Source organism: Streptomyces parvulus, assembly GCF_014648855.1.
Classification (GTDB): domain Bacteria; phylum Actinomycetota; class Actinomycetes; order Streptomycetales; family Streptomycetaceae; genus Streptomyces; species Streptomyces parvulus.
Genome location: NZ_BMRX01000006.1, coordinates 396,254 through 409,073 on the forward strand (window position 1 = coordinate 396,254; position 12,820 = coordinate 409,073).

Annotated in this window: 18 protein-coding genes; 9 read left to right on the forward strand and 9 right to left on the reverse strand. The window is 73.1% G+C overall.

The genetic code is table 11. The annotated features are described in order from the left end of the window. Positions 1 to 3 precede the first annotated feature (3 nt). The 6 genes from IE108_RS13935 to IE108_RS13960 form a co-directional block, all read right to left on the reverse strand. Positions 4 to 657, reverse strand: coding sequence for a response regulator transcription factor (locus IE108_RS13935; protein ID WP_064727559.1), 654 nt, complete (start codon positions 655 to 657; stop codon positions 4 to 6). Continuing rightward, positions 648 to 1,907, reverse strand: coding sequence for a sensor histidine kinase (locus IE108_RS13940; RefSeq protein ID WP_064727558.1), 1,260 nt, complete (start codon positions 1,905 to 1,907; stop codon positions 648 to 650). Before IE108_RS13940 ends, IE108_RS13935 begins: the two co-directional genes overlap by 10 nt. 52 nt (positions 1,908 to 1,959) lie before the next feature. After that, the gene (locus tag IE108_RS13945) at positions 1,960 to 2,991 is read right to left on the reverse strand and encodes an SDR family oxidoreductase (RefSeq protein WP_064727557.1); all 1,032 of its coding nucleotides are present in this window, start codon (positions 2,989 to 2,991) and stop codon (positions 1,960 to 1,962) included. Between the two features lie 58 nt (positions 2,992 to 3,049). Further along, positions 3,050 to 3,634 (reverse strand): winged helix-turn-helix domain-containing protein, encoded by a 585-nt coding sequence (locus tag IE108_RS13950; protein WP_064727556.1) that lies wholly within the window; start codon positions 3,632 to 3,634, stop codon positions 3,050 to 3,052. 412 nt (positions 3,635 to 4,046) lie between these two features. Next, positions 4,047 to 5,078, reverse strand: coding sequence for a glutamine synthetase (glnII, locus tag IE108_RS13955; protein ID WP_064727555.1), 1,032 nt, complete (start codon positions 5,076 to 5,078; stop codon positions 4,047 to 4,049). A 266-nt stretch (positions 5,079 to 5,344) separates the two neighbouring features. Further along, entirely contained in the window at positions 5,345 to 6,064 is a 720-nt protein-coding gene (locus tag IE108_RS13960; protein WP_064727554.1) for an SCO2207 family protein, read from the reverse strand. A 363-nt stretch (positions 6,065 to 6,427) separates the two neighbouring features. Here IE108_RS13960 and IE108_RS13965 point away from each other — a divergent pair, with 363 nt between their 5' ends. Beyond that, a complete protein-coding gene (locus IE108_RS13965; protein ID WP_064731720.1) occupies positions 6,428 to 6,742 on the forward strand; it encodes a hypothetical protein in 315 nt (104 codons plus the stop codon). A 203-nt stretch (positions 6,743 to 6,945) separates the two neighbouring features. On the opposite strand, the gene IE108_RS13970 is transcribed toward IE108_RS13965, so the two are convergent. The 3 genes from IE108_RS13970 to IE108_RS13980 all read right to left on the reverse strand — a co-directional run bounded on the left by IE108_RS13970 (position 6,946) and on the right by IE108_RS13980 (position 9,652). Beyond that, positions 6,946 to 8,130: a winged helix DNA-binding domain-containing protein gene (locus IE108_RS13970; RefSeq protein WP_064727553.1), complete on the reverse strand. Its 1,185-nt coding sequence runs from the start codon at positions 8,128 to 8,130 to the stop codon at positions 6,946 to 6,948. A 116-nt stretch (positions 8,131 to 8,246) separates the two neighbouring features. Then, entirely contained in the window at positions 8,247 to 8,504 is a 258-nt protein-coding gene (locus IE108_RS13975) for an SCO2583/SCO2584 N-terminal domain-containing protein (RefSeq protein WP_189397660.1), read from the reverse strand. Positions 8,505 to 8,911: 407 nt separating this feature from the next. Next, on the reverse strand, positions 8,912 to 9,652 hold the full coding sequence (locus IE108_RS13980; RefSeq protein WP_064727551.1) for a GntR family transcriptional regulator: 741 nt from the start codon (positions 9,650 to 9,652) through the stop codon (positions 8,912 to 8,914). Positions 9,653 to 9,849: 197 nt separating this feature from the next. Here IE108_RS13980 and IE108_RS13985 point away from each other — a divergent pair, with 197 nt between their 5' ends. The 8 genes from IE108_RS13985 to IE108_RS14020 all read left to right on the forward strand — a co-directional run bounded on the left by IE108_RS13985 (position 9,850) and on the right by IE108_RS14020 (position 12,808). Beyond that, entirely contained in the window at positions 9,850 to 10,095 is a 246-nt protein-coding gene (locus tag IE108_RS13985; RefSeq protein WP_079163493.1) for a helix-turn-helix domain-containing protein, read from the forward strand. Next, a complete protein-coding gene (locus tag IE108_RS13990; protein ID WP_064727549.1) occupies positions 10,092 to 10,613 on the forward strand; it encodes a DUF6907 domain-containing protein in 522 nt (173 codons plus the stop codon). Before IE108_RS13985 ends, IE108_RS13990 begins: the two co-directional genes overlap by 4 nt. 115 nt (positions 10,614 to 10,728) lie before the next feature. Next, positions 10,729 to 11,097, forward strand: a complete 369-nt coding sequence (locus tag IE108_RS13995; RefSeq protein WP_159394600.1) for a DUF6907 domain-containing protein — start codon at positions 10,729 to 10,731, stop codon at positions 11,095 to 11,097. Beyond that, the gene (locus tag IE108_RS14000; RefSeq protein WP_064727547.1) at positions 11,094 to 11,285 is read left to right on the forward strand and encodes a hypothetical protein; all 192 of its coding nucleotides are present in this window, start codon (positions 11,094 to 11,096) and stop codon (positions 11,283 to 11,285) included. Before IE108_RS13995 ends, IE108_RS14000 begins: the two co-directional genes overlap by 4 nt. Next, a complete protein-coding gene (locus IE108_RS14005) occupies positions 11,282 to 11,959 on the forward strand; it encodes a hypothetical protein (protein ID WP_064727546.1) in 678 nt (225 codons plus the stop codon). The genes IE108_RS14000 and IE108_RS14005 overlap by 4 nt, the downstream gene beginning before the upstream one ends. Further along, the gene (locus IE108_RS14010; protein ID WP_064727545.1) at positions 11,956 to 12,261 is read left to right on the forward strand and encodes a hypothetical protein; all 306 of its coding nucleotides are present in this window, start codon (positions 11,956 to 11,958) and stop codon (positions 12,259 to 12,261) included. The genes IE108_RS14005 and IE108_RS14010 overlap by 4 nt, the downstream gene beginning before the upstream one ends. A 2-nt stretch (positions 12,262 to 12,263) precedes the next feature. Beyond that, positions 12,264 to 12,449, forward strand: coding sequence for a hypothetical protein (locus IE108_RS14015; RefSeq protein WP_064727544.1), 186 nt, complete (start codon positions 12,264 to 12,266; stop codon positions 12,447 to 12,449). A gap of 197 nt (positions 12,450 to 12,646) precedes the next feature. After that, positions 12,647 to 12,808 (forward strand): hypothetical protein, encoded by a 162-nt coding sequence (locus tag IE108_RS14020; RefSeq protein WP_189397653.1) that lies wholly within the window; start codon positions 12,647 to 12,649, stop codon positions 12,806 to 12,808. Positions 12,809 to 12,820: the final 12 nt, after the last annotated feature.

The following is a 12,820-nucleotide window of genomic DNA, read 5'->3' on the forward strand; positions in this document are numbered from 1 at the left end:
CGGTCAGCGCCCGTGGTCCAGATAGGCGAGAACCGCCAGGACACGGCGGTTGTCGTCGTCCGAAACCTCGAGGCTCAACTTCGCGAAGATATTCGCCGTGTGCTTCGCGATCGCCCGCTCCGTCACCACCAGCCGGCCGGCGATCGCCGCGTTGGTCCGCCCCTGCGCCATCAGCTCCAGCACCTCCAGCTCCCGGGGCGTCAGCCGCTCCAGCGGCCGGTCCTCCGCCGCACGCCGGCTCAGCAGCTGCTGGATGACCTGCGGGTCCATCGCCGTACCGCCCCCCGCCACCCGCCGTACGGCGTCCACGAACTGCTCGGCGTCGAACACCCGGTCCTTGAGCAGGTACCCCACCCCGCCGTTGCCGTCGGCCAGCAGCTCGCGCGCGTAGAGCTGCTCCACGTGCTGGGAGAGCACCAGGACCGGCAGCCCGGGCCGGTCGCGGCGGGCCTTCAGAGCGCACTGGAGCCCCTCGTCGGTGAGCGTGGGCGGCAGCCGTACGTCCACCACCGCCACGTCCGGCTCCAGTTCGGCCAGCGCCCGGGTCAGCTCGGGGCCGGTCTCGACGGCCGCGGCGATCTCGAAGCCGTGGGCCTCCAGGAGCCGGACCAGGCCGTCGCGCAGCAGGAACAGGTCTTCGGCCAGGACTACGCGCAAGGGATCTCCATGGTGACCATGGTGGGGCCGCCCGCGGGCGAGCTGACGGCCAGGACGCCGTCGAATGTACCGAGCCGCCGCTCCACCCCGGCCAGGCCGGAGCCCGCTCCGATCACGGCGCCGCCCCTGCCGTTGTCGGTCACCGTGACCCGCAGCCGCCCCTCGGCCCGGTGCAGGTCGATCCAGAGCCGGTCGGCGCCGGAGTGCTTCACGGCGTTGGTGAGGACCTCGCTGACCGCGAAGTAGGCGGCGGCCTCCACCGGCGCCTCGGCGCGGCCGGGCAGGTCCACGTTCACCTCGGAGGCGACCGGAAGCCGCAGCGCCAGGGCCCGCACGGCGTCCCCGAGACCCCGTTCGGCGAGCACCGGCGGGTGGATGCCCCGCACCAGTTCGCGCAGCTCGGTCAGGGCCTCGGCGGAGGACGCGCGGGCCTGCGCCAGCAGTTGGCGGGCCTTGGCCGGGTCCTTCTCCAGCAGCGACTCGATGGTGCCGAGGTCCATGCCCATGGCGACCAGCCGGGCCTGCGCCCCGTCGTGCAGGTCCCGCTCGATGCGCCGCAGTTCGGCGGCGGACGTGTCGACGGCGTCCCGGCGGGTCTCGGTCAGCACCCTCACCCGCTCGGCCAGTTCGCCCCGGCCGGAGCCGAGGAGGGCCCCGGTGAGCCGGAAGTGGGCGTGCAGCAGGCGCGGAGTGAGCCAGTGGGCGGCGGCCAGGAGCACCACGCCGAGTGCGGCGGCGTAGAACGCGGACGTCTGGTCGGTGACCCGGACGAAGCCGTACCAGTACCCGTCGGGCAGCACCCGCCACAGGCCGGCGGCGATCGCGAAGCCCTCCAGCGGGTAGAGCGCCAGCGCGAAGGCCAGCAGCGCGGTGACGAAGCCCGCCGTCATGTCGGCCGGCAGCCACAGGAAGTCCCGCCAGGTCGCCGGGTCGCGGAGCATGCCGAAGGTGCGTGCCCACGGGTTGGCGTCGGCGGGCAGCGGCCGGTAGTGGCGCCGGATCCGCACCCCGCCCCACCGCGCGGCGAGCAGCCGCCGCCAGTCGGCGAACGCCCGCACCCCCGTCAGCACCCAGGGCGTGGTGACGATGCCCACGCCGATCGGGACGAGGGCGACCGACACCAGCGTCAGGCAGAAGCACAGCACCGACCCGGGCAGCGCGATCAGCGCCACCGCCAGGCCCCGCACGGCCGACAGCGCGACATCGCGGGTGCGTGCCGTACGGGTTCCGCTCTTCGTCTCCATGTTCATGCCGTCAGTCTCGCGGAGCCCGCGGGGCGGGTCACTGGGCCGGGCACCCCGGTCAGGGGGTGGTGCCAGGTACACCCCCGCCGGGTCCGCCGGCCGCGGCGAGGATCTTCGCCTCCGTCTCCGGGTCCAGGCCGACCGGCGGCCGGTCGGGGCGCTGCGGGGCGGTGCCGCCGATGCCGCGCAGCCAGGCCCAGGTGTCGGCGACGGTGTCCTCCGCCGGGCGGCAGCGCAGTCCGGTGGCGAGGGCGCGGGAGACGTCCGCGCTCTGCACGGCGTCGTGCAGCTCGCTGCCCGGCGGCGTCCACACCGGCAGCTGGCTCCAGGGCTCCACCCCGGCGGCGAGCAGCGTCTCCGGGTCGGTCCAGCGCAGCTCGGCCGGCCCGCCCGTGGTCCGCACGCAGGCTTCGAGGAGGGCGCCCATGGTGGTGTGCCCCGGCGGCGAGACCAGGTTGTACGGTCCGCCCAGCCGCTGTCCGACGGCGCCGAGCGTCCAGTCGGCCAGGTCGCGGACGTCGACGTACTGGAGGGGCAGGCCGTGCGGGCCGGGCGCGAGGACCGGGCCGCCGCGCGCGACGCGGTTCAGCCACCAGGGCAGGCGGCCGATGTTCTCGTACGGGCCGAGGATCAGCCCGGCCCTGACCAGCACCGCGCGGTCCGCGCCGAAGGCGTCCAGCACGGCCAGTTCGGCGCCGCGCTTGTCCCGCGCGTAGTCGCCCGGCCCGGCGTCCGCGGAGGCGCCCCCGACCGTCGGCGCCTGCTCGTCGTACCCGGCGGGGGGAGCCCACGTGTACACCGAGCAACTGGACACGTACACGTACCGGCCGACGCGGTCGCGCAGCAGCCGGGCCGCGTCCCGCACCGCGCTCGGCGCCCCCGACCAGGTGTCGACGACCGCGTCCCAGGCGCCCTCGGCCAGGGCGGAGAGGCCGTCGGGAGAGGTGCGGTCGCCGTGCAGCGCCCGCACCCCGGGCGGGGGCGCGTGCCGGCCGCGGTGGAAGACGGTCACCTCCCAGCCGCGCCCGACCGCCGCCTCCACCACGGCCCGCCCCACGAACTCCGTACCGCCCAGCACCAGTAGCCTCATGCGCCCACTGTGCCCGGCCCGCCGGGCGGAGGAACGGTCCTCTGCCGAGAGCAGACGCTCAGCGTCCCGCGGGCGGCGTGTACTTGTAGCCGACGCGTCGCACGGTCTGGATCGTCTGCCGGTGCGCCGCGCCGAGCTTGCGCCGCAGCCGGGCCACGTGGACGTCGACGGTGCGGCCGTCGCCCACGTGTCCGTAGCCCCAGACGGTGGTGACCAGCTGGTCGCGGGTGTGCACCCGGTGCGGGTGCGCCACGAGGTGCGCGAGCAGCTCGAACTCCAGGTACGTCAGGTCCAGTTCACGGCCGTCGACGGCCGCGGTGCGCCGCGCCGCGTCGATCCGCACGAGGGTGTCGCCGTGGTCCGCCTCCGGCCGGGGCGGCGCCTGCGCGGGTCCGGCGTCGGGCGGGAACGGCGGCCGCTGGTCGGCCGGCACCAGTACCAGGTACCCGACCATCGGCGGGCGGCCCGGCAGCGAGGGCAGGGCGTGCGGGGGAGCGGGCAGCCAGGTCGCGCCCGGCGGCAGCAGGTCCGCGACGTCCACCACCTCGTCGCGGTCGACGGCGCGCAGCCGGTGCCGGGGCGGACCGGCGGCGGGGGTGGGGGAGTCGACGGGGAGGGTGGAGAGGGAACGGGTGGTCGCCATGAGACGTCAGCTCTTTCGCGCGAGGGGTTCGTCGGAGGGGGCGACGGGCGCGAGTTCATGGTCGGGCGCGTCGCGGACGTACGTCGTGCGCGCCGGCCGAAGGCCTGGGGTGTACGGCTTCCTAGCGGGCCGGCGCGGTCGTCGCGCGGCAACACACCCGGTCGAAGTCGTCGTGCTGACGGGAAGGCCAGAAGGGCTCGAGGTCGTGACGACCCGTCGCTGCGTACTTCCGGAAACCGACCATGCGCCCATTCAAGCAGACACCGCCGCCCGTTAGGAGACTCCTCTCACTGCGTGGACACGGACTGGCGCGAAGTGCACCCCGGCCGAGTCCCCGGGCCGGGCCGCCCGGGGCAGCGCGAAGGGGCGCCCACCACGGCGGTGGGCGCCCCTTCGGAGCGGGTGGGGCCGGTCAGACCTGGCCGGCCTTCTCCAGCGCCGTGCAGCAGGTGTCGACGAGGAGGCGGGTCACGACGTACGGGTCGACGTTGGCGTTCGGGCGGCGGTCCTCGATGTAGCCCTTGCCGTCCTTCTCGACCTGCCACGGGATGCGCACCGAGGCGCCGCGGTCGGAGACGCCGTAGGAGTACTCGTTCCACGGGGCGGTCTCGTGCAGGCCGGTGAGGCGGTCGTCGATGCCGGCGCCGTAGTTCTTGACGTGGTCGAGCGGCTTGGAGCCCTCGCCCAGCGACTCGGCGGCGGTGATGATCGCGTCGTAGCCCTCGCGCATCGCCTTGGTGGAGAAGTTCGTGTGCGCGCCCGCGCCGTTCCAGTCGCCCTTGACCGGCTTGGGGTCGAGGGTGGCGGAGACGTCGAAGTCCTCGGCGGTGCGGTAGAGCAGCCAGCGGGCCACCCACAGCTGGTCGGAGACCTCCAGCGGCGCCAGCGGGCCGACCTGGAACTCCCACTGGCCCGGCATGACCTCGGCGTTGATGCCGGAGATGCCGAGGCCGGCCTTGAGGCAGTTCTCCAGGTGCGCCTCGACGACGTCGCGGCCGAAGATCTCGTCCGAGCCCACGCCGCAGTAGTAGCCGCCCTGCGCGGCCGGGAAGCCGCCCTCGGGGAAGCCGAGCGGGCGCGAGCCCTTGAAGAAGGTGTACTCCTGCTCGATGCCGAAGATCGGCTCCTGCGCGGCGAACCGCTCGGACAGCTCGGCCAGCGCGGCACGGGTGTTGGACGGGTGCGGCGTCATGTCCGTGTCCAGGACCTCGCACAGCACCAGCACGTCGTCGCCGCCGCGGATCGGGTCCGGGCAGGAGAAGACCGGCCTGAGCACGCAGTCCGAGGAGCTGCCCTCGGCCTGGTTGGTGGAGGAGCCGTCGAAGCCCCAGACCGGCAGGGCGTCGAGACCGGCGGGGGCACCCGTGATGATCTTCGTCTTGGAACGGAGCTTGGCCGTCGGCTCGGTGCCGTCGATCCAGATGTACTCAGCCTTGAAGGTCACGGGGCCACATCCTTCGGGTGGGTCTACGGGCGCACTTGCGGGTGCTGCGGCGCTGCGGCACTGGGGCGCCGCCTCTACTGCGCAGCAGCGTGTCAACAGGCGATTTCCCGACCGTTGCCCAGGTGTGAACCCCGTGTTACCCGGGGCGGATGTGGCCCGCCTCACGGGCTGCGCCGTCCCGGTGCCGCCGAGGCGGCGACCCGGGCGGCGGTGCCGCCGGGCCGCCGCCCCGCGGCGGCTTCCTCACCGGGCCGGGTGACTGAGCCTCACCCGACCTTCTCGATCAGCGCCCTGCGGATCAGGAACTTGCCCTCCTCCCGGACCTGTTCGAACGCGGCGTTGTTCAGCAGCGCGCAGCTGCCCGAGACCGAGTTCACCTCCACCGTCGTGGACTTGCCGTTGTCCAGGTTGGTGACCTTGAGCCGGGTGCCCACCGGGAACTGGTTGCTGGACGCGGCGGGCGCGCCGGCCTCGCCGGACAGGGTGACGGTGGAGCCGTTGCACACCTGCTGACCCGAGGGGGCACCCCCGCCCGCCTGCTCGCCTGCCTGCCCGGCTCCCGCGCCGGCTTCCTGGCCGCCTCCTTGGTCCGCGCCCTGGTCCGCGCCCTGTCCGGCCTGCGGGGGCTGCGACGCCTGGGAGTCCTGAGCCGACCCCCCGGCCGCCGACTCCCCGGCCGTGCAGCCCGACGCCGCCTGCTGGCGCCCGATCTCCGCGATGACGGCCTCGCGGTTGGCGATCCGTGCCTCGGACTGCGCGTCGGGGTTGGCCCGCTGGTCGTCGATGAAGCGCTGGTTGTTGCCGACCGCGGTGGCCAGGCCCTGGCAGACCGTCGAGTCCTGCGCGGACCTGGTCTGCGCGTTCGCGGTGGCCGGCGATGCGTTGGACGCGTTCGCCGCCATGAAGGCCCCGCCGCCCGCCACCGCCGCGGCGCTGACCAGCAGCGCGACCTTCTTCTTCGTGCCGAGAGTTCTCCTGCGCGACATGCGCGCCTCCTGAAGGGCTAGGGGAGCGTACGCCGCTAGGTACGAGATGCCGAACGCGGTTACTCAGCGGTCACGCCGACTCGCGTACGTAACCTGCGTCACAAACCGCCCCGTTCGCGCGCCGGCGCCTCGCGCACCGCCTCCTCCGTGCGGCCCACCACGGCCGTCCCGTCGGCCGCCGTGATGTCCCGGGGTCCGATTGGCCGGAGGGCTTCGGAACTCGTTCTTCCCGTGCGTCACAGGAACCCCGAAAGCCCTTGTGGCCAGGGGCTTTTGTCAGTGGGGCGCGCTAAAATAGAAGCAGTGTTCGAGGGTGTCGCCGGGTGGTCCGGACGGCGCCCTGACCGCGACAGGAGGATGCCCGTGCCCGCTGCCGCTGTGAAGTCGAAGCCGTTGCCCACCCAGTCCACCGCCAAGCGGCCCGTCCAGCTCGACCTGCCGTACGCACCCGTGGAGAAGCGCCCGCTGCCGGCCGGCCGCCCCCGCGACTGGTACGTCACGCACAACCGCCGGCTCAAGGCGATGCGGCTCGCCATCGCCCTGCTCGACTCCGGCGTCTACCTGCCGAACCAGGCGCGCAACGAGAGGATACGGAGCGCCGCGCTGACGATCGGGGTTCATCCGCCGTCGGACACCACCTGCCACATGGTGCGGGCGCTGATGCGTTACTCGCGGTGAGCCCGGCGCCGGGTGCCGTTGGTCCGTGCGGTGCCCGGCGTTGCCGTCTCTGGGGGCTGCCGCACCCGGACGACCCCCGCTTCGGCCTGAACGGTCTCGTCCTCAAACGCCGGACGGGCTGGGATCGCCCACCCGGCGCTGAGAAGTGCGTACTCGAACGCCGGACGGGCTGAGATCGCCCACCCGGCGCGGGGAAGTGCGCCCTACGCCGACAACTCCCGCTCCAGCGGCGTCCGGAAGCGCGGCGTGATCCGGGTCGTGCCCACCCACGCCGCCAGCCGCTCCGCCTCCGCCCCGATCGCGGCCTCCGCCTCCCGGCCGACGCCCGTGCCGTCGAGCACCCGCCAGGCGATCCCGCCGTCGGCGCGCTGGGCCCAGCCGCCGATCACGCGGCCGTTCCACCACACGGTGGGCCCCACGTTCCCGCTGCGGTCGAAGAGCGCCGGCCGCAGCTCGGGGGCGAGGTACCAGTCCCGCTGCTGCCAGCCCATCGCCGTCGGGTCGAGGGCGGGCAGCAGCGCCGCCCACGGTTCCGGCGCGGCCACCGGGCCGGTGTCGCCGGCGGCGACGTACCCCGTGCCCGTGTCCAGCGACACCTCCCGCGCGCCGATCGCCGCCAGCGCGCGGCGCACCTGGGTCACCGGCCACCCCGTCCACCACTTGAGGTCCCCCTCGGTCGCCGGGCCGCACGCCGTCAGCCACCGGCGCAGCAGCTCCGCCCGGGCCCCGGCCGGGTCCAGCTCGGGATGCTCGGGCGCCGGCACCCAGCGGAACTGGCTGGACGTCCACGACCCGAGCGGCCGGCCCCGGACGACCTTGCCCTCCACGCCCAGCACCCTCAGCAGCCGGGTCGAGACGGTGTGCACACCCTCGTAGCTCTTCCCGGCCGCGTAGACGAACCGCTCCTTCAGGCGCGGCTCGTCCCGGGCCAGCTCGGCCGCCGTGGCCTGGCCGCGCCGGGCCAGCGCCGTGAGGGCCGACTCCTCGACCTCCGCCAGCCAGACCGCGTCCGGCGCCCCGGCCGCCGCCATGTCCTTCAGCAGCGAGGCCCGCTCCCGGGCGGCGACGCCGATGCCGGTCGAGGCGTGCACGACCGCGGTCAGCTGAGCCGGGAAGACGAACACGGTGTGCCGCATGCCGTGCATCCGCACCAGCGTGCCGTCCTCGTACAGCGCCCGCTCCGTGCCGCTCACGGTCTTCGCCGCGTCCGCCAGCCGCGCGCCCACGGCCAGGTGCACGGTGGCGGGGTCCGTACCGTGCAGCGCGACCAGCGCGCCGGCGACCTCCTCCGGGCTCCCGGCGCGCGCCGCCCCCGCCAGCCGCTGCCGCAGCGCCAGCCGGTCGCGCCGCTCGGCCGTCCCGATGTGCCGCCGCCCGTCGTCACCCATACCGGCCCTCCGCCCGTCCGCCCACCGCCCTCGGTACGGCCATCCTGCCCGAGCCCACTGACAACGGCCGCTCGCACGACGCCGGGGCCGACGGCGGGGACGGGGCGGACGGCGGTCTAGGGCGCCCGGAAGTTGACGTATCCCAGCAGGACGATGACCGCGGCCACGCAGCCGAGCACCACGGCCGTGGACACCCACGACGAGCGCCGCCGGGAGCCCACGTGGTCGGGGTCCGCACGGAAGGGGACCGGTCCGGGAGGGTTCTCCTTCCAGCGCGCGGCGAGCATCCGGGCGCGCGCCGACGGCTCCTTGTGCTCGGCGCCGTCCGCCCATCGGAGATCGAACTCCCGCTCCTCGTCGTCCCGCTCCGCCATCTCCGGCACGCTCCCCGTCCCCCTCGGTCGAACAATCGTTTCACTCACCATGATTCCGCGCCGGGAGCGCGGTGTGAAGGTTTTCAGCCAGGAACGAAGCCGGGAACGAGGACGCCCCCGCCCCCCACGCGAAGGCGGGGGACGGGGGCGCCGGACGGCTCAGGCGTCGATCACACGTCGAAGTACAGCTCGAACTCTGACGGCACCTTGGCCGCCTGTGGAGATGCCACGGCAGTGCGTTGACCTGTGTGTTTGACCGTTGGGACACGTTGGGTAACGCTAAGAACGTTGGAATGTTCTGCGGACTGATTGCGGACCGCGCGTGTCACTGTCAGTTGCGTTGCACGTGAAGGGGCCCCTCGCCTGACTCCACCGGGCGAGGGGCCCCTTTCTGCGTTCCGGCCCGCCTACTCCTCCAGGTCGTACTCCGAGGACAGCTCCCGGCCGGCGCCGAGGTAGTCGACCGCGTACTCGGTGGGCTCGCCGTTCTGGTCCCAGTAGTGATTGATGACGACGATGGTCGTCGTGCCCGCTTCGGCTTCCAGCGCGTCGGAGACGTCCTCGGGGACCTTCCGCAGCGCCACCGTGTCCCGCCGTCGGCTGACGCGCCGACCGGTGCGCTCCTCGATCAGTCCGAACGTCATCTTCGGGAGCGGTGCGGCGTCGAGGAACTCGGGGGCCTGCTCTGCAATGGCTGCCGAAACCCACGTTGTGGAGACGGTGACCACGCCCGCGCCGTCGAGGTACCGGCGTCGCCGCCGGGCAACTTCGGCGCCGGCCTCCAGGCCGAGTGCGTCGGCGACTTCCTGGGATGCCGGTTCCCTGACTGCGTCGAGGATCTCGACACGTTCGTCGTTCCCGAGCGTCGGGCCGCCGGCTTGCAGCTTGGCGAGCCTGTCGGCGCCCGCAGTGAGCTTCCTGGGCCTGGTGACGATGGTGCCCACTCCGGGCGTCGCGGTGGCGTAGCCCTCGGCGCGGAGGACGCCAGGAACTCGCGCAGCTGTGGCACGGCTGACGCCCTCGGTCTCGATGATCTGGCTCACGGACGGGACGCGGTCTCCGGGCTGGAGTTCGCCGCTCTCGATGCGCTCGATGATCTGCGCCGCGATCCGCTGGTACGGCGGCAGTCCCGAGAGATCACGAACCATGAAATCTCCTAACTTCTAGAATGTTCTGCAATGCTTGTTGACTCTCGCTGGTCTTCTAGAACATCCTAGGCGTGTACCCAGTCGGCGCGTCAGATGCCGATTGGGACAAGACAGTCATGCCAAAGCCCTGACGGGGTGATCTCGGTGTTCCAGCACCGAGCCCGCCAGGGCCTCGCATCCAAGAGTCGAGGTCTCAGATGCACGCTGAGCTTATCCCGCCTGCCCAGATGCAGGCGTCCGAGAGCGGTCCGCTCCGGGTCAAGGACGTCGCCGCCGCGCTACGCATCAACAACGCCACGGTGTACGCCGAGATCAAGGCGGGCCGGCTGCCCTCCTACCGCGTCGGCCAGGGCCGCGGCACCATCCGCGTCTCCCGGGCCGCCTTCGCGCAGTACCTCACCGACCGCGGCATCCCCGCCGCAGAGCTGGCGGTGACGCTGTGACGACGAACCACATTCCCCAGCAGCGCACCGCTGCGACCGTCCACCCGTTCCCGGCCATCAAGCCCGGCTACCGGCTGGCGCCCGCGAAGATCGGCACGGACGACTCCGCGCAGATCGTCTACATCGAGTGCCCCAACTGGTGCGACGAGGACCACGTCGCCGACTTCGTCGGGGCCGTTGAGGACGTCATTCACCGGACGCAGGCCACCTACGAGGGGGCGGTCATCGTTCCGTCGTTCGGCGTGGCGCCGTACCCGCAGCAGCTGTTCGCCTACGTCGAGGCGGACCCGTCCGACACGAACCCGCTGCTGAAGGCCGCGCACGTCACCGTCGAGGACCCGCGCGCCGCGACCATGGCCTACCTCACCCCGGAGATGGCGGAGAAGCTCGCTGACGAGGTCATCGGCTTCGCGTCGCACCTGCGCCACCTGGCCCGCACCGTGCGGCTCGCGAATCAGGGCGACTCGGATCCCGACATGGACGAGGCGCTGCGCCGGGTCCGCGGGGAGGCCGTCTGATGCCCAGGCGCAACAACAACGTGAAGGGCGACCCCCGCCCCAACCTCCGGGGCGAGCTGTCCGTGCAGGTGGTCCGCCGCATCAACCGCAAGGCCCGCCGGACGGGGTGGACGCGGTGACCGCCCGCACGGTCGTCCTGCAGACCAAGGACCACGGCCGCGTCGAGTTCGAGTGCCCGGCGTGGTGCATCGGCCACGCGTGGCAGGCCGGCGCCGGCATCGGCCGCAACGACATCGTCCACAAGTCCGTGGCGGTGAAGGCCGCGTCCGACACCTACTCCTACGGCTACGTCTCTTTGCTGCGGGTGTGGATGGCGTGGGCGCCGTTCGCCGAGCTGGTGCCGCGGGTGTCCGTGGAGGTCGACGTGCAGGGCGACTTCGAGGCCGAGGAGATCGCGCACGTGGCTGGCGCCCTGCGCACCGCCGCGAACCGCATGGAGCAGGTCGCCGCCCAGGCGATCGCCTTCCGAGGAGACGTCGCGTGAGCGCCCGCTGGCCCGTTCGCCGGCCGACCGAGCACGCCGCCATCCGCGCGGTGTGCCGGTCGGCACGGCCGACCCCTTCCGTACCCGCCCTGATGGCCGCACTGATCGAGGCGAACGAGCGCCGCGACCGCGAGGGCGTCTGCCTGGCCGCGCACCGCGTCGTGCGCGCCGCCGAGGAGCAGCAGTGAAGAACGACTACCTGAAGTGGGGTGCCCTGGCCGCCGCGCTCGTCGCGACGGCCTCGGCCGAGTACGAGCTGGCCCGCGCGGTCGGCTTCAACCAGTGGGTGGCCGCCGCCGTGCCCGCCGCCCTGGACCTGTACACGGTGCGGGCCCTGCGCGCGCACCGGGAGGTGCTGGCCGCGGTCGCCGCGATGATCGGCGTCAACGCCGCCTCGCACCTGGTGACCACGGGCCTGGTGCCGGTGAACGTGTGGCTGGTCGTGGCGGTCGCCGCGATCGCCCCGCTGGTGCTGTGGCGCGTCCATAGCCTCGCCATCGACGTGACCGCCCCGGTGTACGTCGAGCGCGTCGAGGACGAGCGGCCTACGGGTCCGGTCGTCCCCGCGCCGGTGGTCATCCCGGCGGAGCGGACGCTCACCGCGGCGCCGTTCCTGTGGGACTCGGTGGCGCCTCCGAAAGCCCTTCCGGTGACCACGTCGGTGCCCGCCGAGACGGCCCGGGAGGTGGTCACTGAGGTTGTCGCGCTCAGCCCGGCTGAGCTGCGACGCAAGGCCCGCAGGATGAACAAGCTGGCGGTCATGATGACGAAGCGCCCGGTGACCATCAAGGCGCTGCAAGACGAGCTGGGGTTGTCGCGCCGCGACGCGACGGACCTTCGCCGGGAGGTGGTCACGCCGTGAGCGACGCCCTGGAGAAGGCAGAGGCCGCCGCCTGCGAGGCCGCGAAGAACAGTGTCGACGTCGCACAGATCGTCGCCGCCGTCCTCGCCGCCCAGCAGACCACCCAGCAGCCGGCCGCGCCTCCCCCGGCGGCCCGGTCCGAGTTCGACGCCAAGAAGTGGCTGACGATCGGGTTCCTCGGCATCGCCGGGGGCCTGGTCGCCTCCCTGTTCGCCGTCGCCGTCGCCATCGGCGCCGTGTCCGTCGCCATCCTCGCCCTGGTCCTCCGGTCCATGTGGCGCGACTACCAGAAGGGGAAGTGACCATGCCCGAGATCACGGTTGAGGACCTCAACGAGATCGACGACTGCACCTGTATCGAGTTCTGCGACGAGGACCCGAAGACGGCTTGCGGCCTCTCCGGCGCCCCGCACGTCCACCCGGAGACCCCCGGATTCCCCGGCGTCACCGGGCCGTGCCCCGTCCACCCGGGCCGTCCCGGCGACCACTGACCTGCCCTTCCGTCCCTCACGGCCCGCCCGTGGGGGTGCGGTGGGGCCGGACAGCCCGGCCCGCCCGAGAGGAGCCCACCGTGGCCGACACCAACGACACCGAGGTCGAGTACGAGGACGACGGAACCGGCGACTACACGATCACCTTCTCCATGACCCTGCCGGCGCCCGCCGACGACACCGAGGAGAAGTAGCCCATGGCCGCCAACCCCGTCCGCTTCAGCGACTTCACCCGCGCCGAGAAGGCTCAGATCACCGCGCTGACCGCCCGCATGGCCCTGCCCCGCGCCAACATCACCAAGCTGCGCCGGCAGGTCGAGGCCATCGAGAACAAGGCCGCCAGCCGCAAGGGCAAGTAGCTCGATCCCGGG

Bases quoted from the DNA above. Each gene is read 5' to 3' on its own strand.
- IE108_RS14020 (WP_189397653.1), top strand. From the start codon at position 12,647: ATGGCCGCCAACCCCGTCCGCTTCAGCGACTTCACCCGCGCCGAGAAG.
- IE108_RS14015 (WP_064727544.1), top strand. From the start codon at position 12,264: ATGCCCGAGATCACGGTTGAGGACCTCAACGAGATCGACGACTGCACC.
- IE108_RS13980 (WP_064727551.1), bottom strand. From the start codon at position 9,652: ATGGTTCGTGATCTCTCGGGACTGCCGCCGTACCAGCGGATCGCGGCG.
- IE108_RS13960 (WP_064727554.1), bottom strand. From the start codon at position 6,064: ATGTCGCGCAGGAGAACTCTCGGCACGAAGAAGAAGGTCGCGCTGCTG.
- IE108_RS13945 (WP_064727557.1), bottom strand. From the start codon at position 2,991: ATGAGGCTACTGGTGCTGGGCGGTACGGAGTTCGTGGGGCGGGCCGTG.
- IE108_RS13940 (WP_064727558.1), bottom strand. From the start codon at position 1,907: ATGAACATGGAGACGAAGAGCGGAACCCGTACGGCACGCACCCGCGAT.
- IE108_RS13970 (WP_064727553.1), bottom strand. From the start codon at position 8,130: ATGGGTGACGACGGGCGGCGGCACATCGGGACGGCCGAGCGGCGCGAC.
- IE108_RS13950 (WP_064727556.1), bottom strand. From the start codon at position 3,634: ATGGCGACCACCCGTTCCCTCTCCACCCTCCCCGTCGACTCCCCCACC.
- IE108_RS13975 (WP_189397660.1), bottom strand. From the start codon at position 8,504: ATGGCGGAGCGGGACGACGAGGAGCGGGAGTTCGATCTCCGATGGGCG.
- IE108_RS13985 (WP_079163493.1), top strand. From the start codon at position 9,850: ATGCACGCTGAGCTTATCCCGCCTGCCCAGATGCAGGCGTCCGAGAGC.